This window comes from Pseudomonas sp. B6(2017) (assembly GCF_002112765.1).
GTDB classification, from domain to species: domain Bacteria; phylum Pseudomonadota; class Gammaproteobacteria; order Pseudomonadales; family Pseudomonadaceae; genus Aquipseudomonas; species Aquipseudomonas piscis.
In genome coordinates, this window is the sequence record NZ_NEIQ01000009.1 from 120198 (window position 1) to 140085 (window position 19888).

Consider the following 19888-nt stretch of genomic DNA (forward strand, 5'->3'; position numbering starts at 1 on the left):
ATCCGCCGCTGCCGTTCACGCCTGCTCCGGCTGTACCCGGTCGCGCCCGGCCTGCTTGGCGGCATAGACGCCGGAGTCGGCCCGCAGCAACAAGCCATCCGCTCCCTCGCCTACCCGCCAGCTGGCAATGCCGAAGCTGGCGGTGACCCTGCCCACCGGCTCGATCGGCGCACTGCGCAAGCCCTGCCACAGCTCCTGGGCCAAAACCTGCGCCTGCTGGCCATTGGTGTCCGGGCACAGGAGCATGAATTCCTCGCCCCCCAGGCGGCAGAACACATCGGTGCGGCGCAAGCGCCGGCTGATGCGCTGGCACACGCCGCGCAGCACCTGGTCGCCCACGGCATGGCCGTAGCGGTCGTTGATCCGCTTGAAGTGGTCGATGTCCAGCATGATCACCGCCATCTCCCCGCCGCTGCGCTCCAGGCGCTGCATCTCATGTTGCAGCTGCTCCTGGAAATAGCGTCGGTTGTGGATGCCGGTCAGGGCGTCGGTGACCGACAGCGCGCGCAATTCTTCCTCGACCCGCTTGAGATCGGAAATATCCGAGATATAGCCGTGCCATAGCACCCCGCCGCCAGGCAGGCTTTCCGGGCTGGCCGCGCCGCGCATCCAGCGCAGGCCTCGCTCCGGCAGGCAGACCCGGTATTCCTCGCGCCAAGGGCTCAGGTGCTGCGCCGACACCTGGATCGACTGGCTTATCCGTTCCAGGTCCTCGGGATGAATGCGTTCGAACACCGGCGCGGCATCCTCTTGCAGTAGCAGCGGATCGATCTCGTAGATCTCCCGCATGCCATCACTGGCATAGGTGAAGCTCATGTGCCCGTCGGCGTCGATCTTGAACTGGTAGATGCCGCCAGGAACATGGGCGCTGAGCCGCTTGAGCAAGCGGTCACGGGCGGCCAGGGCCTCGTGCACGCGCTTGCGCTCGGTGATGTCGATGCAGATCGCCAGGTGGCCGATCCACAAACCCTGGTCGTCGAGTACCGGGGTCGCCAGCATGTTCACCGGCAGGTGGCTGCCATCCCGGCGCACCAGGGTCCACTCCCGGGCTTCGTGGCCGCCCGCCATGCCCTCTTCCACAAGCATCGCCTGGGACATCGGGATCGGCTTGCCATAGCGCTGGCTGAGGCTCTGGGCCCAGCTCTCCAGCTCCTTGGGCAAATGCAGGCTCTCCAGGGTCAACAGCCCCACCACTTCGCTGCTGCTGTAGCCAAGCATCTGCTCGGCCCCGGCGTTGAAGGTGGTGATGATCCCGCGCAGGTCGGTGGCGATGATCGCCACCTGGGTCGCGGCGTTGAGCACGCTGCGCAGCTGGCTGTGGGTCCCGCGCAGTTCGTGCTCGCGACTACGCAGTTCGGCGGTGCGCTGCTCCACCAGGGTCAGGGCCCGCTGGCGCTGGCTGACCAGCACGTAGAGCAAGGCGCTGAGCAACAGGCTCAAGAGCCCGCCGAGGATCACCAGGCTGGCCAGGGAAAAATGGTTGGCATGCAGGAAGGCCGCTCCCGGCCGGATCTCCACCTGGTAATCGCGGTCCGCCAGGCGTAGCAGGCGGCTGGCATTCAGGTACCCGTTGATCGGCGGGTTGTTCGATTCATAGAGCACCTCGTGCCGGCCTTCGCTGGACAGGTCGAGGATGCGCACCGAGAGATTGTCGCTGGCCGGCACCGACAACCCTTCGGCCACCAACTGCCGCAGGCTGATCACCGCCAATACGTAGCCGTCAGGCCGCGACTGCTGTTGGCCGCCATGCACAGCACGCCGGACCGGGGCCGCCAGCACCACGCCACGGGCATAGGCCGGGTCGACCGCCACCAGGTGCACTGGCGCCGACACCGCCATGCCATCCAGCTCCCGCGCCCGCTCCAGGGTGGCCCGGCGCAGGGGCTGGGCCAGCAGGTCGTAGCCCAGGGGCGAACCCATGGGGCTCTGGGTCTGGCTGTACAACACCGGGGCATAGTCCTCGCGCTCGCCGGCCGGCTCCATCTGCCCGGCGCCATTGAGCTGCAGGATAGAGAACCCTGCCACGCCCTGGTCGCGCACCTCCTGCTCGAAGGCCGGGCGCCGGGCACGACTGATCAGCGGCGCCCAGGCATAGGCCTGGGTACGACGCAACAAGGGCTTGGCATAACCATCGAAATCCTGGCGACTCACCAGGTCGGAATTGACGAAGAAACGCCGCAGGCCATCCAGGCGTTGCTCCTGGTCCTGGAAGCGTTCCTCGATGCGGCTGTAGCGCTCGCTGGCCAGCAACTGGAAGCGCTGGCGCAACTGCTGCTTGTTGAGGTTGTAGGTGGACCAGGCCAGCAGGCCGGTCAGGATGCCGCCGGCCAGCAGCACCAACAGGGCCACCAGCCAGGCGGAAACTTCTTCACTGATGAAACCCAGGATTTTCGGGCGTACCACATGCAACGGCATAAGTAGAACTCATCACGCCAGCGAGTTTGGGTGTCATTCGGACTTGCTGTGAGTTATAGCCATTAGCCATTAATTTGACCAGTATCAAGCCATTCCGAAGCCTGGAAATTCAGGCCTCGGCGGCTTGTCCGGTCTTCAGCGGACGCTGATTTTCCAGGCGCGGTGGATCTTGCCGTTACGGGCGAAGTCCGGGTCGATGGTGCTCGCGGTGATCTCCTCGACCTGGTAGCGCGCAACGAGATTCTCATCCAGCTGGAACTTGCGGAAGTTGTTGGAGAAATACAACACGCCGCCAGGAGCCAGGCGCGCCAGGGCCAGGTCGAGCAACTGCACGTGGTCGCGCTGTACGTCGAACACCCCTTCCATGCGCTTGGAGTTGGAGAAGGTCGGCGGGTCGATGAAGATCAGGTCGAACTCGTCGCGGCAGGTTTCCAGCCAGGCCATCACATCGCCCTGCTCCAGGCGGTTCTTGTCGGAGAAGCCATTGAGCAAGAAGTTGCGCCGCGCCCAGTCCAGGTAGGTTTTCGACAGGTCGACGCTGGTGGTGCTGCGCGCCCCGCCCTTGGCCGCATGCACGCTGGCGGTAGCGGTGTAGCAGAACAGGTTGAGGAAACGCTTGCCCGCCGCTTCCTTCTGGATGCGCATGCGCATCGGCCGGTGGTCCAGGAACAGCCCGGTATCCAGGTAGTCGGTGAGGTTCACCAGCAGCTTGACCCCGCCTTCGCGGACCTCGGTGAACTGCCCCTGGGCCCCCTGGCGCTCGTACTGGCGGGTGCCGCTCTGGCGCTCACGGCGCTTGATCAGCACACGGCTCTTGTCGACGTCGAGTGCCTGGGGGATCGCCGCCAGGGCATCGAACAGCCGCGCCTGGGCCTTCTCCGGATCCACCGACTTGGGCGCCGCGTATTCCTGCACATGCACCCAATCCTGGTACAGGTCGATGGCCAGGGAGTATTCGGGCATGTCGGCATCGTAGACCCGGTAGCACTCCACACCCTCGCGCTTGGCCCACTTGCCCAGTTGCTTGAGGTTCTTCTGCAGGCGGTTGGCGAACATCTGCCCGCCTTCGCTCAAGCGCGCCTGCTCCACCACCGGGGCCGGGGCTGGAGCGGGCTTGATGGGGTTGCCGTTCTTGTTGTACTGGCGCTCGACCGGCTCAGGCGCGGCCTGGGCCTGCTCGCGTTCCAGCTGGCGTTGCTCGGGAGTCCGGCGCTCGCCAGTGACGAACTGGTCCGGCTGAACCTTGATCAACAGCAACTTGCAAGGCAGGGCACCGTTCCAGAACGAGTATTGCTTGTGGCTGCGGATGCCCATGCGCTTGCCCAGCTCCGGGGCGCCGGTGAAGACCGCCGCCTCCCAGTTCAGGCAGGCCTGGCGCAGGCGCTCGCCAAGATTCTGGTAGAGGTACAGCAGGCTTGCTTCGTCCCCCAGGCGCTCGCCGTAGGGCGGGTTGCTGATCACCAGGCCCTTCTGGTTCTGGTCCGGGCGCGGCTCGAAGGTCGCCACCTCGCCCTGGTAGATCTTGATCCAATCGCTCAAGCCGGCACGCTCGACGTTGTTGCGGCCCGGCTGGATCAGGCGCGGATCGGCTTCGTAGCCACGGATCCACAGCGGCGGCCGGGCCAACCCGGCCTGGGCACGGGCCTGGGCCTCGTCGTGCAGCTTGCGCCACAGCGCCGGCACATGTCCCTGCCAGGCGGTGAAGCCCCAGCGCTCGCGCTTGAGGTTGGGGGCGATGTCGGCGGCGATCATCGCGGCCTCCACCAGGAAGGTCCCGACACCGCACATCGGGTCGGCCAGGGCCCCGCCTTCAGCCGCGATACGCGGCCAGCCGGCGCGGATCAGCACCGCCGCGGCGAGGTTTTCCTTGAGTGGCGCGGCGCCCTGCTGCAAGCGATAGCCGCGCTGGTGCAGGCTGTGGCCGGAGAGGTCCAGGGAGAGGATGGCTTCGCCACGATCCAGGCGCAGATGGATGCGCAGGTCCGGATTGAGCTTGTCCACCGAGGGACGCTCGCCGGCTGGGGTCCGCAGCTTGTCGACGATGGCATCCTTGACCTTCAAGGCGCCGAAATGGGTGTTGTCGATGCCCGAGCCATGCCCGCTGAACTCCACCGCCAGGGTACCGTCGGCCAGCATGTGGTCCTGCCAGTCGACATCCAGCACGCCCTGGTACAGGTCGTCGGCGTTCTTCATCGGGAAGCGCTTGAGGACCAGCAAGACCCGGTTGGCCAGGCGCGACCACAGGCACAGGCGGTAAGCCGTCTCCATGTCGCCCATGCCGCGCACGGCGGAGGTGTGTTCGCGCGCTTGTTCAAGGCCAAGCCCGGTGGCTTCCTCGATCAGCAGGCCTTCTAGGCCTTTGGGACAGGTGAGGAAGAGTTCGTAACGATCCGACATGGAAATACCAGGGCCTTAGGCAAATAAGTGAACGGGCAACGCATCGCCCGCTCGGTTTTTAATCAAGCGCTTTTCTTCAAGAGCGCTCGTGTGGCACGCAACGTGCCGTCCCACCCCGGCGGGCAGGCTTTCTTGCAGGACAAAAGAGCTTAGAGGCCGGGGCAGATGAAAAGTCAGGGCAACAAAATGACATAAGTCTACCCTTCGTCGAATAGTAGTTGAGTGCAACCGTTCGACATTCTCACTAAAGCATTAACCTCATCATCTAGTAGAGGCCTGATCACAGCAGGCTTTGCTCCAAGGAGACCGTGCAAAAACCGCTCTGGCTTATGGCCTGGACAGCATTATGGTTACGTTCTTATGACAAAACGATCATTCACTTGCTGTGGCCTATTGGTTAGAACTCAACACAGGTTGGCGCCGCAACGGCGTCGACATCAAGGCTCGCGACGCCGGCAGCGAGCACCAACGGCAGAACCGATCTGCCCGACCTCAACGAAGGTCGACGGGACATATACAGTCAACAAGTGAGGGAAACACCCTATGAGAAGACTAAAGCGTGATCCGTTGGAAAGAGCGTTTTTACGCGGATATCAGTATGGCGTTAATGGCAAGTCCCGTGAGCTTTGCCCATTTACTCTACCGTCGGTACGCCAAGCCTGGATCAACGGCTGGCGCGAAGGACGCGGCGACAACTGGGACGGTATGACAGGCACTGCGGGTATACACAGACTCAACGAACTTCGCGCTGTCGGCTGATCAGGGCACATTCCGACACCTAAAACTTGAATAGATGACGATTTAACCACGCGCGCCCCATCCGGGCGGCGGGCTTCGGCCCAGGGGCTCCTTCAAGGAGCCCTTTTTATTGCGCCGCAAAAGTCCGCCGATGCCTCAGCCCATCGCCGCGATGGCATCCACCGATTCGCGAATCAGCGCCGGCCCTTTATAGATGAACCCCGAATACAGCTGCACCAGGCTCGCGCCGGCGGCGATCTTCTCGGCTGCATGCTTGCCTTCGGTGATGCCGCCCACCGCGATGATCGGCAGGCGACCGGCCAGCTCGGAAGCCAGGACCTTGACCGTATGGGTGCTCTTCTCCCGCACCGGCGCACCGGACAGGCCACCGGCCTCGTCGCAATGCTCCAGGCCTTCGACGCCTTCACGGCTGAGGGTGGTGTTGGTGGCAATCACCGCATCCATGCCCGCCTCCAGCAGGGCGCGGGCCACTTCCACGGTTTCTTCATCGCTCATGTCCGGAGCGACCTTGATCGCCAGCGGCACACGCTTGCCATGGATCGCGGTCAATTCCTCCTGGCGCCGGCCCAGGGCGGCCAACAGCTGCTTGAGGGACTCGCCGAACTGCAGGCTGCGCAGGCCCGGGGTGTTGGGTGAGCTGACGTTGACCGTGATGTAGCTGGCCCGGGAATAGACCTTGTCCAGGCAGATCAGGTAGTCGTCCACCGCCCGCTCCACCGGGGTATCGAAGTTCTTGCCGATATTGATCCCCAGCACGCCCCGGTACTTGGCGGCGGCGACCCGCGCCAGCAGGTTATCGACCCCCAGGTTGTTGAAACCCATGCGGTTGATGATGCCCTCGGCCTCCGGCAGGCGGAAGATCCGTGGCTTGGGGTTGCCTGGCTGCGGGCGCGGGGTGACGGTGCCGATCTCGACGAAACCGAAACCCAGCTGGGAGAAGCCATCGATGGCCGCGCCGTTCTTGTCCAGGCCGGCGGCCAGCCCCACCGGGTTGGCGAACTCCAGGCCCATGACCGTCACCGGCTTTGCCGCCGGGACCTTGCACAGCAAGCCGTTGAGGCCCAGACGCCCGCCCGCGCCGATCAGGTCCAGGGACAGATCGTGGGAGGTTTCCGGGGAGAGTTTGAACAGCAGCTGGCGGGCCAGGTTATACATGGGCGCGATGGACTCGGTGGACAGCGAAATGGGGCGACGATTATAGCCGGGCCCGGGCCCCACAGGCGAGGCGCGTCGGCAAATCCGACCAACGCTGGCATATGCCTTGCACCTGCCGCTTCGCCATCCTCCCGGGCCAAGGCCAGATCCTTCACGCAAGGTAGCCCCATGATTGAACACCTTCGCCCGGCGCTGGCCTGGGTCAACGGTAGCGATGCCCCGGAAAAGCCTACAAAAAAACTCAGGCTGGTGATGATCGACAATGGCATGGCCGAGGTCCGCTCTCTGGAGGAAATGCTCAAGCGGAGCGAGAAGCTCGACATCATCGCCTTCGATGCCGACTACAACCGTATCTCGCGGTCGCTGATGCTGACCGGCGAACAGCAGTTCGAGGACATCACTCTCAGCGACCTAGGCCGGCCCCAGGAGCACGGCATCGAGGTGGAGATGGTGAACGGCATCACCGCCGGCCTGGCCGGTGCCACCAGTTGCGATATCTCCCTGACCTTGCGTGGCGTGGCCCGCGGCGTGACGTTACTCACCGCCCATACCCAGGACGACAGCCCGTTGGACTGGCAGGCATTGGCACAGGGAGGAACGACCCTGGTGATCTACATGGGAGTGGCGAAACTGACAGATATCGGCGAACAGTTGCGCGCCGCTGGCATGCCGGATTGGACACCGGTGGCGATGATCGAGAACGCCTCGCTGCCAGAGCAGCGGGAATGTCGCAGCATGCTGGGGAATATGCAGCAGGATGCCCTGGATTTCGGGCTCAAGAGCCCGGCGATCCTGGTGATCGGCGCAGTAGCGGCAACTGCCGGTACCAGCGCCACCCGCCTGCTCCAGGCCTGAGGCCCAGGACAAAATCCGGGCAAAGAAAAACCCGGCCTAGGCCGGGTTTTTCCAAGCTGACAGGCTAATTACTTAGCTTGAGCTTCTACCGAGGCTTCTACGCGACGGTTAACAGCACGACCAGCTTCAGTTGCGTTGTCGGCAACTGGGCGGGACTCACCGTAACCAACGGACTGAACGCGCTCAGCGCCAACGCCGTACTGGTTAACCAGTACTTGCTTAACGGCGTTTGCACGACGCTCAGACAGCTTCTGGTTGTAAGCGTCAGGACCGACGGAGTCAGTGTGACCTTCAACAACGGTGGTGGTCTGTGGGTACTGCTTCATGAAGTCAGCCAGGTTCTTGATGTCAGCGTAGCTGTTAGGCTTGACGACCGACTTGTCGAAGTCGAACTTCACGTCCAGCTCAACACGTACGACTTCAGCAACTGGAGCTTCTGGAGCTGGCTCTGGAGCCGGAGCTGGAGCTACTGGAGCTGGAGCGACTTTACCGGCGTTGCCGCCGAAGTTCACACCCAGACCAACCAGGGCAGCGTAGTCCCACTTGCCGTTGTCCATGCCGTAGTCGGCTTCAACGCCAGCACGGGCGAACAGGTTGTCGGTGAAGTAGTACTTAACACCAGTACCGATGATGGCCTGGGTAGTCTTGTCACGACCGCTGTGACCGTCGGCTTCTACGTTGCTACGGCTCTGGTGACCGAAACCACCGGAAACGTATGGACGCAGGGAGTCCACGCCAGCTTGGCCGAAGTGGTAGGTGGCCAGCAGGCTGGCGGTGTCACCCTTGATCTTCTGGTTGCCGGTACCGTCGTTGGAACGGGTGTGGTTAGTCTTGTCGTAGCTCAGGTCCAACGACAGGTCGTCGGTCAAGAAGTAACCAATACGGGCGCCTGGGTTGAAGCCATCTTCGATGTGCTTAACGCTGTCGTTGTACTGTTTTTTGTAAAACAGTTCACCCTCGACCGCGCCTTGGCCTTGCGCCAGAACGCCGAACGAAGTCACGGCAACAATAGAACCAATGGCAATGCCCAAGGTGTTTTTCAGTTTCATCCGTTAAATCCCCATCTGGTGATTGTAAAGCAGTCCCACATACCGGGGGACAACTCGGCGGTAAGTCTATCAGAACTCACCTAGACGTAAGAGATATTTGCGCCGAACTAAGTTTCAGCAATGCCTGCAAATTTCTCACGCAATTTATCAAGAGCACGTTTGTAACGCATTTTTGTAGCACTCAAACCCATATGCATGATGTCTGCGATCTCCTGGAACTCCAGTTCTGCGACAAAACGCAGCACCAGAATTTCCCGATCGATCGGGTTCACATGCACCAACCAGCGGTCAAGTCCGCCCTTCTCCTCAGGTTTCGGCGCCTTTTCTTCAGACGCCTCCTCAAGGGGATCAAGACTCAAAGCATCCATCAACCGCCGCTTGCGTCGCTCCTTGCGATACTGCGTGATGCATTCGTTGTACGTGATGCTGTATAGCCAGGTCTTGAACTTCGATTTACCCTCAAAGTTCTTAAGGCCATACAGCACCTTCAACATCACTTCCTGACAGACATCATCGGCATCCCGATCGTTCCCCAGATAACGCGCACAAACATTAAATAGGGTTCGCTGATAGCGTCGCATCAACTCTTCATAGGCGCGTGTTACGTGAAACAGCTCCGTATGTGAACGCGCAACCAACTCCTCATCAGAGAGCTCACGGGGGTCATAGCGCGTGGATAGCGTTTGGGTGTTATTCAAAACGAGTCGTGCCGACAGTCAGGTCAGTGTCCACCGCAGCCCGGCGAGGGGCATTTTACGGCGGCATACATTAGCAGGGTGCCGGGTTAGCGGCTACTTACATGCTGCTCCAGCAGGATCCGATTGGAGAGAGAGACTAGCTCACCCTCATCGGTCAGCAATGTAGTTTTGACCGTGCCAATCTCCTCGATCTGGCCTTCAACCTCGCCAACACGCACTTGTTGACCCACCTGGTACAACTCACGCACATAGATTCCCGCAAGAATCTGACCGGCAATTTCCCGGCTTCCCAATCCCATCGCCAACGCAACTGCCAGACCAACGGTAATCAAAACGATCACGATCACATGGTTGAGCAGGTCGGTCTTGACCTCCAACTGGCTGATCGCCACGGAAATACTGATGATGATCACCAATCCCTGAGCAATCCGCCCCACGCCGCTGGCGTACTCCAACCCCACGCCTTCCGCCGCGCCCCGCACCAGCCCATTGGCCAGCTGCGCCAGCAGAACCCCCACCAACAGCACCAGCGCAGCGCCGAAAACCTTCGGCAAATACAACGCAAGCATGTCGAGCGTAGCCGAAACTCGCTCAAGGCCAAGGGATTCAGCAGCAGAAACCAGAAAAATAAGCAGCACGAACCAGTAGACGATCTTGCCGATCAGGGTCGAAATGGGAACTTGCAAGCCCGCCCGGGACAACAATTTGGTCAGGCCGGTACCACCCATGAGGCGATCCAGGCCCAGCTTGGCCAGCAATTTGGACAGCAGGGTGTCGAGCAGCTTCGCAACCACGAAGCCCAGCAACAGCACCACCAATGCGCCGAACAGGTTCGGAATGAAGTTCGCCACCTTGGTCCACAAGGCGGTCATCGCTGTGACGAGGCTCTGCGTCCAGAGATCAAGTTCCATATTCAATCAGCCTTATCAGCAGTGCGAGCAGTAGATTTAAGACGAGAAACCGGCGCGATATGGGCCGATCCGTTATTCAGGGCGATCATCAAGGCCGGCAACCAGCGACCCAGCAGGCTGAACAGGTCCCCTGCCCCCACTTGGCGGTTGGCGGTTTTCAATACGCGGCCCAGGCAAGCGTCGTCATCGCGGCTGGATGGCGAGGCCTTGAGCATGTCACGCAGCGACTCTTCAAACGGATCGTGCATAAGCACCTCTGGTGATGTTTGAAAAAGACGCGATCAGATTTATTCGGGTCACATGAAGCCTCTTCATACCCAACGCAAACGCCGGAATAGCCACCATTGGCCCAGCGCCACCGCCACCAGCAACAGGCAGGCGATGATGAAGCCATAGGGACTGGCAGAGAACGGAATGCCACCGACGTTGATCCCCAAAAGCCCGGTGAGAAAGCTCATCGGCAGGAAGATCCCGGTAATGATGCCGAAGCGGTACATGGTGCGATTCATGCGCACGCTCAAACGCCGATCCTCGGCCTCGAGCACAAGCCCCACGCGCTCCCGGGCCAGCTCCAGCTCTTCCAGGTAGCGGGTCAGGCTGTTGTGCAATTCATTCCAGTAGTCGCCATCGTCGGCAGCGAACCAGGGCAGTTTTATCCGGCTCAACTGCGAGAAGATATCCCGTTGCGGGGCCAGGAACCGCTTCAGCCCGGCAGCCCGACGACGAATCTGCAAAATGCTGCCATGCTCCGGGGTATACCGTTCGTCGGCATCCAGTTTTTCTTCCTCGTCATCGACCACTTCAGCAAGATCGCTGACCAGGGTCTGCACCTTGTGGGTCAGGTATTCGGCCATGTAGAGGAGCAACTCGGCGGCGCTTTTCGGGCCATTGCCCTCGCTCAACTGCGCCAGTAGCTCATCGGTGGCTCGCAAGGGGCGCAAACGCAGCGAGATCACCCGCTGCGCACTGGCGAAGATCCGCACCGAGACCATGTCCTCAGGCTCGGCACCCGGATTGAGGTTGATACCACGCAAGAACAGCAGCAGTTCCGAATCAGGCAGTGCAAGCAAGCGTGGCCGGGTATTTTCCTCCAGCAGCAAGTCGCAACTGAACTCGCTCAAGCCACTGGAGCGACGCAGCCAGGTCTGGGTCTGCGGATGGCTGCGATCCCAATGCAACCACAGGCTCTCATGGGCCTGCAGTTGCAGATCGTCGAGCTCAGTCCGGGCAATCGAGCGCGCGCCGCCTTTACCATCCAGCACGAGGGCATGCACCAGCCCCCACTGCGCGTTTTCTTCCTCGAACATCCTCACCCCTTGTCTGGCCGCTTGGTCATTCAGGCATTTTCAGCGGGCTGGGCGAAACGATCACGCCATTGTTGTCGGCGTAAACATATTCACCCGGACGGAAGGTCACCCCGGCAAAGGTCACGGCCACGTTGAGGTCGCCGATACCGCGCTTGTCGGTCTTCATCGGGTGGCTGGCCAGGGCCTGGACGCCGAGGTCGGTCTGGGCGATGACATCCACGTCGCGGATGCAACCGTAGATCACCAAGCCTTCCCAGCCATTCTTGGCTGCCTTCTCGGCCAGCATGTCCCCCAGCAGGGCGCGTCGCAGGGAACCGCCACCGTCGACCACCAGCACCTTGCCATGCCCCTTGAGCTCGACTTGCTCCTTGACCAGCGAGTTGTCCTCGAAGCACTTGATGGTGACGATTTCGCCACCAAAGGAATCGCGTCCGCCAAAGTTGCTGAACATGGGCTCGACCACCTGCACCAGGTCCGGGTAGGCATCGCACAGGTCGGGAGTAAGGTAATGGTTCATCGAGAAGCTCCTGTAACAGAAAGAACACGATCGACGGTGTCGGTCATTCCGGGGCCAGCAATGAAAATACGAGCCCAATCGGCAGATGTTTAGCCTACCGCACTCGGGCCGCCCACCAGCCTGGCGGGCATTTTCGCAAGACTGCCGACAGAACGGAAAGTCGACTCAATAACTGAATGTGACCAAAACGGTTCAGCGCGTCATATCTTAGCCGCAAGCGCTATCCAGCGAAATGCCCTTGTCAGAGCCTCTGCGTCAAACCGTCGCCATCTGCTCGGTGGCGCAAACCAGCAACGGCGCCTGCTGGTCCCTGAGCCAACGTGCCACCAACGGCCAGACCTCGGCCTGCGCCGGTTTGCTCACGAGCATCTCGACATGGCCGAAATTACCGCCAAAGCCCTGTTCACGCCCCAGGCAGACGAACTGTTTGTGCTCGCTGCCCAGTTGATCGAACAGCTTGCGGCAGGCCCAGGTCGGATCCTGGTGGTCGCCAGCGGCGCTGACCGCCAGGGCCGGTACGCCGACCTCCGTCAGGCCGGCCCACCAATCCTTGTCGGCATCACCGAAACGCCCGAACAGCCCATGCCAGCGCATGCTCTCCAGGGCCAGGCCAATGGGCTCGTCCTCCGGGCCGCGCTTGAGCCGGGAACCGGACAACTGGGCAAACCGCTTGATGAACAGGCGTCCGCTCCACTCCACCAAGGGAATCTTCAAGGGCCAGTAGATACGGCTGACCTGGGTGCCGAAGAACGCCGCCGAGGCCACCCCCGCGTCGCCCAGGTATTGGCCGCCCAGCGCCGCGGCCAGGGTGGTACCGCCCAGGGAATGGCCGATCCAGTGGGGAACCTGCCCACTCAGCTCACGCACGAAGGCCGCGATGGCCGGCAGGTCGTAGCGTGCGTAATCCGCCACTCGGTTGTTGCGGTACTGGGCATTGCGGCGCGACAAGCCATGGCCACGCATTTCCGGGATCCACACATCGAAACCGGCCCGCGCCAGGTAGGCCCCGAGGCCGATGCCCTTGGGCGAGTACCAGAAGCGCCGGTTGGAAAAGCTGCCGTGCAACAGGACCACGGGCACGCCTTGGGCCCCAGGCGCATCGGCCATGCCCAGGCGCGTCACGGCCAGCTCCACCGAAGGATCGGGGCTGTTGCCGGGTTTCAAGCGATAGACATCTTCGCTGAGGTCGCCTCGACGCTCGGCACTGATCAAGGCGACAGGAAATAGGTTGCTGCTGCTTTGCATATTCTTTCTTGCACAAAAAAGGGCGGCATCCGGAAGAAGCGCGCCCTGCTTGAATCGCAAGGCCCGGCCAGTCGCTGGCCAGGCCTGCACTCACCGATTATGCGGCGCCCTGGCCCTCGGCCAGGAAGAACCAGGTCTCGAGCACCGAGTCCGGGTTCAGCGAAACGCTTTCGATGCCCTGCTCCATCAGCCACTTGGCCAGGTCAGGGTGATCCGAAGGGCCCTGGCCGCAAATGCCGATGTACTTGCCAGCCTTGTTGCAAGCCGCAATGGCGTTGGCCAGCAGCTTCTTGACCGCAGGATTACGCTCGTCGAACAGGTGGGCGATGATGCCGGAGTCGCGGTCCAGGCCCAGGGTCAGCTGGGTCAGGTCGTTGGAGCCGATGGAGAAACCATCGAAGTACTCCAGGAACTCCTCGGCCAGGATCGCGTTGGATGGCAGTTCGCACATCATGATCACGCGCAGGCCATTCTCGCCCCGCTTGAGACCGTTTTCCGCGAGCAGATCAACCACTTGGCTGGCTTCGCCGAGGGTACGCACGAAGGGCACCATGATCTCGACGTTGGTCAAGCCCATCTCGTTGCGCACGCGCTTGAGGGCACGGCACTCGAGCTCGAAGCAATCGCGGAAGGATTCGCTGATGTAGCGCGAGGCGCCACGGAAGCCCAGCATAGGGTTTTCTTCTTCCGGCTCGTAGAGCTTGCCGCCGATCAGGTTGGCGTATTCGTTGGACTTGAAGTCCGACAGGCGCACGATGACCTTCTTCGGCGTGAATGCCGCGGCCAGGGTGCTGATGCCCTCGACCAGCTTGTCGACGTAGAAGTCCACCGGATCATGGTAGCCGGCGACACGCTTGTCGACGCTGTCCTTGATGTCCTGTGGCAGGCCCGCATAGTTCAGCAGCGCCTTGGGGTGCACGCCGATCATGCGGTTGATGATGAATTCCAGGCGGGCCAGGCCCACACCGGCGTTCGGCAGTTGGGCGAAGTCGAAGGCGCGGTCCGGGTTGCCGACGTTCATCATGATCTTGAACGGCAGCTCCGGCATGGCGTCCACGGAGTTCTGCTTGACGTCGAAGCCCAGTTCGCCCTCGAAGATGAAGCCGGTATCGCCCTCGGCGCAGGAAACGGTCACGCCCTGGCCATCCTTGAGCAGCTCGGTGGCGTTGCCGCAACCCACTACCGCCGGAATGCCCAGCTCACGGGCGATGATCGCCGCGTGGCAGGTACGGCCGCCGCGATTGGTGACGATGGCGCTGGCGCGCTTCATCACCGGTTCCCAATCCGGGTCGGTCATGTCGGAAACCAGCACGTCGCCGGCCTGGACCTTGTCCATCTCCGACACGTCCTTGATGATCCGCACCTTGCCGGCGCCGATGCGCTGGCCGATGGCACGGCCTTCCACCAGGACGGTGCCTTTTTCCTTGAGCAGGTAGCGCTCCATCACGTTGGCCTGGGTACGGCTCTTCACGGTTTCCGGGCGGGCCTGCACGATGTACAGCTTGCCGTCGTCACCGTCCTTGGCCCATTCGATGTCCATCGGGCACTGGTAGTGCTTCTCGATGATCATCGCCTGCTTGGCCAGCTCGCTGACCTCGGCGTCGGTCAGGCAGAAACGTGCGCGATCGGCCTTGTCCACGTCCACGGTCTTCACCGAGCGACCGGCCTTGGCTTCGTCGCCGTAGATCATCTTGATCGCCTTGCTGCCCAGGTTGCGACGCAGGATCGCAGGACGGCCGGCGCTCAGGGTGTTCTTGTGAACGTAGAACTCGTCAGGGTTGACGGCGCCCTGCACCACGGTTTCACCCAGGCCGTAGGCGCCGGTGATGAACACCACGTCACGAAAGCCCGACTCGGTATCCAGGGTGAACATCACCCCGGCGGTACCGGTTTCCGAACGGACCATGCGCTGCACGCCGGCGGACAGGGCCACCAGCTTGTGGTCGAAGCCCTGGTGCACGCGGTAGGAAATGGCGCGATCGTTGAACAACGAGGCGAACACTTCCTTGGCGGCGCGGATCACGTTGTCCACGCCACGGATGTTGAGGAAGGTCTCTTGCTGGCCGGCGAAGGATGCATCCGGAAGGTCTTCGGCGGTAGCCGAGGAGCGCACGGCCACGGCCATCTCGGGGTTGCCCGCCGACAGCGCGGCGAAGGCCTTGCGGATTTCCGCGTCGAGGCGCTCGGGGAACTCGGCGTCCATGATCCATTGGCGGATCTGTGCGCCGGTCTTGGCCAGGGCATTCACGTCATCGACATCCAGCGCGTCGAGCGCTGCATGGATCTGGTCGTTCAGACCGCTCAGCTCGAGAAAGTCCCGATATGCCTGGGCGGTCGTGGCGAAGCCACCCGGGACCGAGACGCCGGCACCCGCGAGGTTACTGATCATCTCGCCCAGGGATGCGTTCTTGCCCCCCACATGCTCAACATCGTGTTTGCCGAGCTTATCGAGGGAAACTACGTACTCTACCAAGGTGATCTCTCCACTAACTGTGTTGGAAAAGCTCAGAAACGGGCTGCTTCAGGGGTGCATCTGCCCGTCATATGGCCTGGACCTGGAAAATAAGTGAGAATGCGGGCCATTCCCGGCCGACAAATCGCGCCTATCATATCCAAGAATCGTCACTAGCTTAAGGCCCAAGCCGCAAATGAAACGATCTGCCTTCTTCATCTCCGACGGTACCGGTATCACAGCGGAAACCCTCGGCCAGAGCCTTCTGGCGCAGTTCGAGAACATTACGTTCAGCAAATTCACGCGGCCGTATATCGACAGCATGGAAAAAGCGCGGGCCATGGTACAGCAAATCAATATAGCCGCCGAAAAAGACGGTTATCGACCGATCATTTTCGACACTATTGTCAACCAGGACATCCGTGAGATTCTCGCGACCTCCAATGGTTTCATGATCGATATCTTCTCCACCTTCCTCGCCCCCCTGGAACAGGAGCTGAGCGAGCATTCCTCCTACTCCGTGGGCAAATCCCACTCCATCGGCCACAACTCCAACTACATGGAGCGGATCGAGGCGGTGAACTTCGCCCTGGACAACGACGACGGCGCCCGCACCCACTACTACGACAAGGCCGACCTGATCCTGGTGGGCGTGTCACGCTGCGGCAAGACCCCGACCTGCCTGTACATGGCCATGCAATTCGGCATCCGCGCGGCCAACTACCCGCTCACCGAAGAAGACATGGAGCGCCTGCAACTGCCCAACGCGCTGCGCCCGCACAAGCACAAGCTGTTCGGCCTGACCATCGACCCCGACCGCCTCACCGCGATCCGCAACGAGCGCAAGCCCAACAGCCGTTATTCCAGCTTCGCCCAGTGCGAATTCGAGGTACGGGAAGTCGAGAACCTGCTGCGCCGGGAAAACATCCCGCATATCAACTCCACGCACTTCTCCGTCGAGGAAATCTCGGCCAAGATCCTCGTGGAAAAAGGCGTCGAACGCCGTTTCAAGTAAAGCTGTCCCCTATTCCCAGGGCCTGCGCGGCCCCGGCGACCATCGGCAGGCAGCGCACCAGGCGCTGCCTGCATCGCGGTTTCAAATCACCAGCAGATCGACGAAGCGCTGCACCGGCGTGGCCGACAGCCGTCCCGGGTCCTTGCACAGATCGAAGATCTGCGCCGAGCGCTGGGCGCTGAAGCGCGTGGCCAGGTTGGCCTTGAACTTGTCCTCCAGCAGCGGGATGCCCTCGGCCCGCCGCCGGCGGTGACCAATGGGGTACTCCACCGCCACCTGCTCGGTGCAACTGCCATCGGCGAAGAACACCTGCACCGCGTTGGCGATCGAACGCTTGTCGGCCTCCAGATACTCGCGGGTGTAGCGCGGGTCCTCGACGATCTGCATCTTGTCGCGCAACTGGTCGATGATCGGATGCGCCGCGTGGAAATCATCCTCGTAGTGCTCGGCCACCAGGGTGCCGAACGCCAGGGGCACGGCGGTCATGTACTGCAGGCAGTGGTCGCGATCGGCGGCATTGGCCAGCGGCCCGACCTTGGAAATGATGCGGATCGCCGACTCATGGGTGGTGATGACGATCCGCTCGATCTCCTGCAACCGATCGCGCACCAGCGGGTGCAGGGCCACTGCCGCCTCGCAGGCGGTTTGCGCATGGAACTCGGCCGGAAAGCTGATCTTGAACAGGATGTTTTCCATCACGTAGCTGGCGTACCCCTGGGGCAGGCTGAAACGCCGCTGGCCCTCGGGCTTGAGCGAAAGGTCCTTGTTGGCATGGCTGAACAGCACGTCGTAGAAGCCCCACTGCGGCGCGCTGAGCACGCCAGGAATGCCCATTTCGCCACGCAGCGCCATGTCCGCCAGGCGCACCCCGCGGCTCGAGGCATCCCCCGCCGCCCAGGACTTGCGCGACCCGGCATTGGGTGCATGGCGATAGGTACGCAGCGCCTGGCCGTCGACGAAGGCATGGGACAGCGCGGACAACAGCTGCTCGCGATTGGCCCCCATCAAGCGGGCGCAAACGGCGGTGGAGGCCACCTTCACCAGCAGCACATGATCGAGCCCGACGCGGTTGAAGGAGTTGTCCAGGGCCAGCACACCCTGGATCTCGTGGGCCATGACCATCGCCTGCAGCACATCGCCCATGCTCAGCGGCGCCTCGCCGTTGGCGACGCGTTTCTGCGAAAGGTGATCGGCCACGGCCAGGATGCCGCCGAGGTTGTCCGACGGGTGTCCCCACTCCGCCGCCAGCCAGGTGTCGTTGTAATCGAGCCAGCGCACGATGCAGCCGATATCCCAGGCGGCCTTCACCGGGTCCAGGCGATAGCTGGTACCCGGCACACGGGCGCCATGGGGCACCACGGTGCCTTCGACGAGCGGCCCCAGGTGCTTGGTGCATTCGGGAAAACGCAATGCCAGCAGGCCGCAGCCCAAGGTATCCATCAGGCAATGGCGGGCGGTATCGAGAGCTAGGGGGGAGTCGACGCGATACTCCAGGACATAATCGGCAATGTCCTGCAAAACCGGGTCGTAATCGGGACGGTTGTTCAGATCAACGTTGGCGCTCATGGATCGTGCACTCCAATGACGGGGTTATGGGTAGGTCGATTCCTCAGGCTGCAGGTTCAGGTCAATAACGGCATCGCAGGTCTGCGTCTGCTCAATGATTCGATAACGGCATCGGTGGCGAGGGAGCCGGCTCCCTCGCCACCGCCGGTCCTTAACAGACCGTTGAAAAATGTAGGCGAGGCAGCCAGCGCAAGGCAAAAACAGGCGAAAAAGCGCAGTTTACGAGTGGTAAATGAGCATTTTGACCGGGCTGGCGCACCAGCCTGTTTTTAACGCAGCGATGGCAACGCAGCTAGTTTTTCAACGGCCTGTTAGAAGGTATCGCCAGGTACTCTCACCCAACCTTCCATCAGCACCCGCGCACTGCGGCTCATGATCGCCTTGACCACGCTCCACTCGCCGGCCTCGAGGCTGGCCTCGGCGCCTACGCGCAAAGTGCCCGAAGGATGGCCGAAACGCACGGCGCTACGCTCGCCGCCACCGGCTGCGAGGTTGACCAGGGTCCCGGGGATCGCCGCCGCCGTGCCGATGGCCACCGCCGCGGTGCCCATCATCGCGTGGTGCAGCTTGCCCATGGACATGGCGCGCACCAGCAGGTCGACATCCGCCGCCTTGACCGCCTTGCCGCTGGAGGCCTGGTAGTCCGCCGGCGGAGCCACGAAAGCCACCTTCGGCGTGTGCTGGCGCTGCGCGGCCTCGTCCAGGTGCTTGATCAGGCCCATGCGCAAGGCGCCATGGGCACGGATGGTCTCGAACATCGCCAGGGCCTTGGGGTCGCCATTGATCACGCCCTGCAACTCGGTACCGCGATAACCGATGTCCGCCGCATTGACGAAGATGGTGGGGATCCCGGCATTGATCAGGGTCGCCTTGAGGGTGCCGACACCGGGTACTTCCAGGTCGTCCACCAGGTTGCCGGTGGGGAACATCGAACCGCCACCGCCCTCCTCCTCGGCCGCCGGGTCGAGGAACTCCAACTGCACCTCCGCCGCCGGGAAGGTCACGCCGTCCAGCTCGAAGTCGCCGGTCTCCTGGACCGCGCCATCGGTGATCGGCACATGGGCGATGATGGTCTTGCCGATGTTGGCCTGCCAGATGCGCACCACCGCCACACCGTTGTGGGGAATGCGCGCCGGGTCCACCAGGCCGCTGCTGATGGCGAAGGAACCCACCGCCGCCGACAGGTTGCCGCAGTTGCCGCTCCAGTCGACGAAGGGCTTGTCGATGGCGACCTGGCCGAACAGGTAGTCGACGTCATGGTCGGGCTTGATGCTCCTGGACAGGATCACCGTCTTGCTGGTGCTGGAGGTGGCGCCGCCCATGCCGTCGATCTGCTTGTCGTAGGGATCGGGGCTGCCGATCACCCGCAGCAGCAAGGCATCGCGGGCCGCGCCGGGCAGCTGCGCAGCCTCGGGCAGGTCTTGCAGGTTGAAGAACACACCCTTGCTGGTGCCGCCACGCATGTAGGTGGCCGGAATCTTGATTTGCGCTACAAATGCCATGGATTTCAGGTCCTGATAAAGACCGGGGGCGGCGCCTTGCGGCCC

At 62.2% G+C, this 19888-nt stretch carries 16 protein-coding genes; 3 read left to right on the forward strand and 13 right to left on the reverse strand.

From position 1 onward, the window contains the following. Positions 1 to 15: 15 nt before the first annotated feature. Both CAG11_RS16840 and rlmKL read right to left on the reverse strand, forming a co-directional pair. Positions 16 to 2415 carry a diguanylate cyclase gene (locus tag CAG11_RS16840; RefSeq protein ID WP_085597142.1) on the reverse strand — a complete coding sequence of 800 codons (2400 nt, stop codon included), beginning with the start codon at positions 2413 to 2415 and terminating at the stop codon, positions 16 to 18. A 135-nt stretch (positions 2416 to 2550) separates the two neighbouring features. Beyond that, positions 2551 to 4812 carry a bifunctional 23S rRNA (guanine(2069)-N(7))-methyltransferase RlmK/23S rRNA (guanine(2445)-N(2))-methyltransferase RlmL gene (gene rlmKL / locus CAG11_RS16845; protein WP_085597143.1) on the reverse strand — a complete coding sequence of 754 codons (2262 nt, stop codon included), beginning with the start codon at positions 4810 to 4812 and terminating at the stop codon, positions 2551 to 2553. A gap of 543 nt (positions 4813 to 5355) precedes the next feature. On the opposite strand from rlmKL, the gene rmf reads away from it, so the two are divergent. Next, a complete protein-coding gene (gene rmf, locus CAG11_RS16850; RefSeq protein WP_016965693.1) occupies positions 5356 to 5571 on the forward strand; it encodes a ribosome modulation factor in 216 nt (71 codons plus the stop codon). A 135-nt stretch (positions 5572 to 5706) separates the two neighbouring features. Here rmf and CAG11_RS16855 read toward each other — a convergent pair whose 3' ends face one another. Beyond that, a complete protein-coding gene (locus CAG11_RS16855; RefSeq protein WP_085597144.1) occupies positions 5707 to 6726 on the reverse strand; it encodes a quinone-dependent dihydroorotate dehydrogenase in 1020 nt (339 codons plus the stop codon). A 168-nt stretch (positions 6727 to 6894) separates the two neighbouring features. Between CAG11_RS16855 and CAG11_RS34070 the strand changes: the two genes are divergently transcribed. Beyond that, positions 6895 to 7581, forward strand: coding sequence for an SAM-dependent methyltransferase (locus CAG11_RS34070; RefSeq protein WP_256578520.1), 687 nt, complete (start codon positions 6895 to 6897; stop codon positions 7579 to 7581). A 68-nt stretch (positions 7582 to 7649) separates the two neighbouring features. On the opposite strand, the gene CAG11_RS16865 is transcribed toward CAG11_RS34070, so the two are convergent. From CAG11_RS16865 to ppsA, 8 genes are all read right to left on the reverse strand, one after another. Continuing rightward, positions 7650 to 8630 (reverse strand): OmpA family protein, encoded by a 981-nt coding sequence (locus tag CAG11_RS16865; protein WP_085597145.1) that lies wholly within the window; start codon positions 8628 to 8630, stop codon positions 7650 to 7652. A 107-nt stretch (positions 8631 to 8737) separates the two neighbouring features. Then, positions 8738 to 9328, reverse strand: coding sequence for an RNA polymerase sigma factor SigX (sigX, locus tag CAG11_RS16870; protein ID WP_031321291.1), 591 nt, complete (start codon positions 9326 to 9328; stop codon positions 8738 to 8740). An 86-nt stretch (positions 9329 to 9414) separates the two neighbouring features. Beyond that, on the reverse strand, positions 9415 to 10239 hold the full coding sequence (locus CAG11_RS16875) for a mechanosensitive ion channel domain-containing protein (protein ID WP_022643246.1): 825 nt from the start codon (positions 10237 to 10239) through the stop codon (positions 9415 to 9417). A 2-nt stretch (positions 10240 to 10241) separates the two neighbouring features. Continuing rightward, positions 10242 to 10487 (reverse strand): hypothetical protein, encoded by a 246-nt coding sequence (locus tag CAG11_RS16880; RefSeq protein WP_022643245.1) that lies wholly within the window; start codon positions 10485 to 10487, stop codon positions 10242 to 10244. A gap of 63 nt (positions 10488 to 10550) precedes the next feature. After that, positions 10551 to 11546, reverse strand: a complete 996-nt coding sequence (locus CAG11_RS16885) for a zinc transporter ZntB (RefSeq protein WP_085597146.1) — start codon at positions 11544 to 11546, stop codon at positions 10551 to 10553. A 25-nt stretch (positions 11547 to 11571) separates the two neighbouring features. Further along, positions 11572 to 12063 (reverse strand): ribonuclease E activity regulator RraA, encoded by a 492-nt coding sequence (gene rraA / locus CAG11_RS16890; protein ID WP_009042919.1) that lies wholly within the window; start codon positions 12061 to 12063, stop codon positions 11572 to 11574. A 255-nt stretch (positions 12064 to 12318) separates the two neighbouring features. After that, on the reverse strand, positions 12319 to 13308 hold the full coding sequence (locus CAG11_RS16895; protein WP_085597147.1) for an alpha/beta fold hydrolase: 990 nt from the start codon (positions 13306 to 13308) through the stop codon (positions 12319 to 12321). A gap of 97 nt (positions 13309 to 13405) precedes the next feature. Next, positions 13406 to 15781: a phosphoenolpyruvate synthase gene (ppsA, locus tag CAG11_RS16900; protein ID WP_085597148.1), complete on the reverse strand. Its 2376-nt coding sequence runs from the start codon at positions 15779 to 15781 to the stop codon at positions 13406 to 13408. A 175-nt stretch (positions 15782 to 15956) separates the two neighbouring features. On the opposite strand from ppsA, the gene CAG11_RS16905 reads away from it, so the two are divergent. Then, positions 15957 to 16775, forward strand: a complete 819-nt coding sequence (locus tag CAG11_RS16905) for a pyruvate, water dikinase regulatory protein (protein ID WP_022643241.1) — start codon at positions 15957 to 15959, stop codon at positions 16773 to 16775. A gap of 81 nt (positions 16776 to 16856) precedes the next feature. Here the strand turns inward: CAG11_RS16905 and prpD are convergent, their stop codons facing one another. Next, entirely contained in the window at positions 16857 to 18341 is a 1485-nt protein-coding gene (gene prpD / locus CAG11_RS16910) for a 2-methylcitrate dehydratase (protein ID WP_085597149.1), read from the reverse strand. A 311-nt stretch (positions 18342 to 18652) separates the two neighbouring features. After that, positions 18653 to 19843, reverse strand: a complete 1191-nt coding sequence (prpF, locus tag CAG11_RS16915) for a 2-methylaconitate cis-trans isomerase PrpF (protein ID WP_085597150.1) — start codon at positions 19841 to 19843, stop codon at positions 18653 to 18655. Between the last annotated feature and the right edge of the window lie 45 nt (positions 19844 to 19888).

Bases quoted from the DNA above. Each gene is read 5' to 3' on its own strand.
- CAG11_RS16840 (WP_085597142.1), bottom strand. From the start codon at position 2,415: ATGCCGTTGCATGTGGTACGCCCGAAAATCCTGGGTTTCATCAGTGAA.
- rlmKL (WP_085597143.1), bottom strand. From the start codon at position 4,812: ATGTCGGATCGTTACGAACTCTTCCTCACCTGTCCCAAAGGCCTAGAA.
- rmf (WP_016965693.1), top strand. From the start codon at position 5,356: ATGAGAAGACTAAAGCGTGATCCGTTGGAAAGAGCGTTTTTACGCGGA.
- CAG11_RS16855 (WP_085597144.1), bottom strand. From the start codon at position 6,726: ATGTATAACCTGGCCCGCCAGCTGCTGTTCAAACTCTCCCCGGAAACC.
- CAG11_RS34070 (WP_256578520.1), top strand. From the start codon at position 6,895: ATGATTGAACACCTTCGCCCGGCGCTGGCCTGGGTCAACGGTAGCGAT.
- CAG11_RS16865 (WP_085597145.1), bottom strand. From the start codon at position 8,630: ATGAAACTGAAAAACACCTTGGGCATTGCCATTGGTTCTATTGTTGCC.
- CAG11_RS16875 (WP_022643246.1), bottom strand. From the start codon at position 10,239: ATGGAACTTGATCTCTGGACGCAGAGCCTCGTCACAGCGATGACCGCC.
- CAG11_RS16880 (WP_022643245.1), bottom strand. From the start codon at position 10,487: ATGCACGATCCGTTTGAAGAGTCGCTGCGTGACATGCTCAAGGCCTCG.
- CAG11_RS16885 (WP_085597146.1), bottom strand. From the start codon at position 11,546: ATGTTCGAGGAAGAAAACGCGCAGTGGGGGCTGGTGCATGCCCTCGTG.
- rraA (WP_009042919.1), bottom strand. From the start codon at position 12,063: ATGAACCATTACCTTACTCCCGACCTGTGCGATGCCTACCCGGACCTG.
- CAG11_RS16895 (WP_085597147.1), bottom strand. From the start codon at position 13,308: ATGCAAAGCAGCAGCAACCTATTTCCTGTCGCCTTGATCAGTGCCGAG.
- CAG11_RS16905 (WP_022643241.1), top strand. From the start codon at position 15,957: ATGAAACGATCTGCCTTCTTCATCTCCGACGGTACCGGTATCACAGCG.
- prpD (WP_085597149.1), bottom strand. From the start codon at position 18,341: ATGAGCGCCAACGTTGATCTGAACAACCGTCCCGATTACGACCCGGTT.
- prpF (WP_085597150.1), bottom strand. From the start codon at position 19,843: ATGGCATTTGTAGCGCAAATCAAGATTCCGGCCACCTACATGCGTGGC.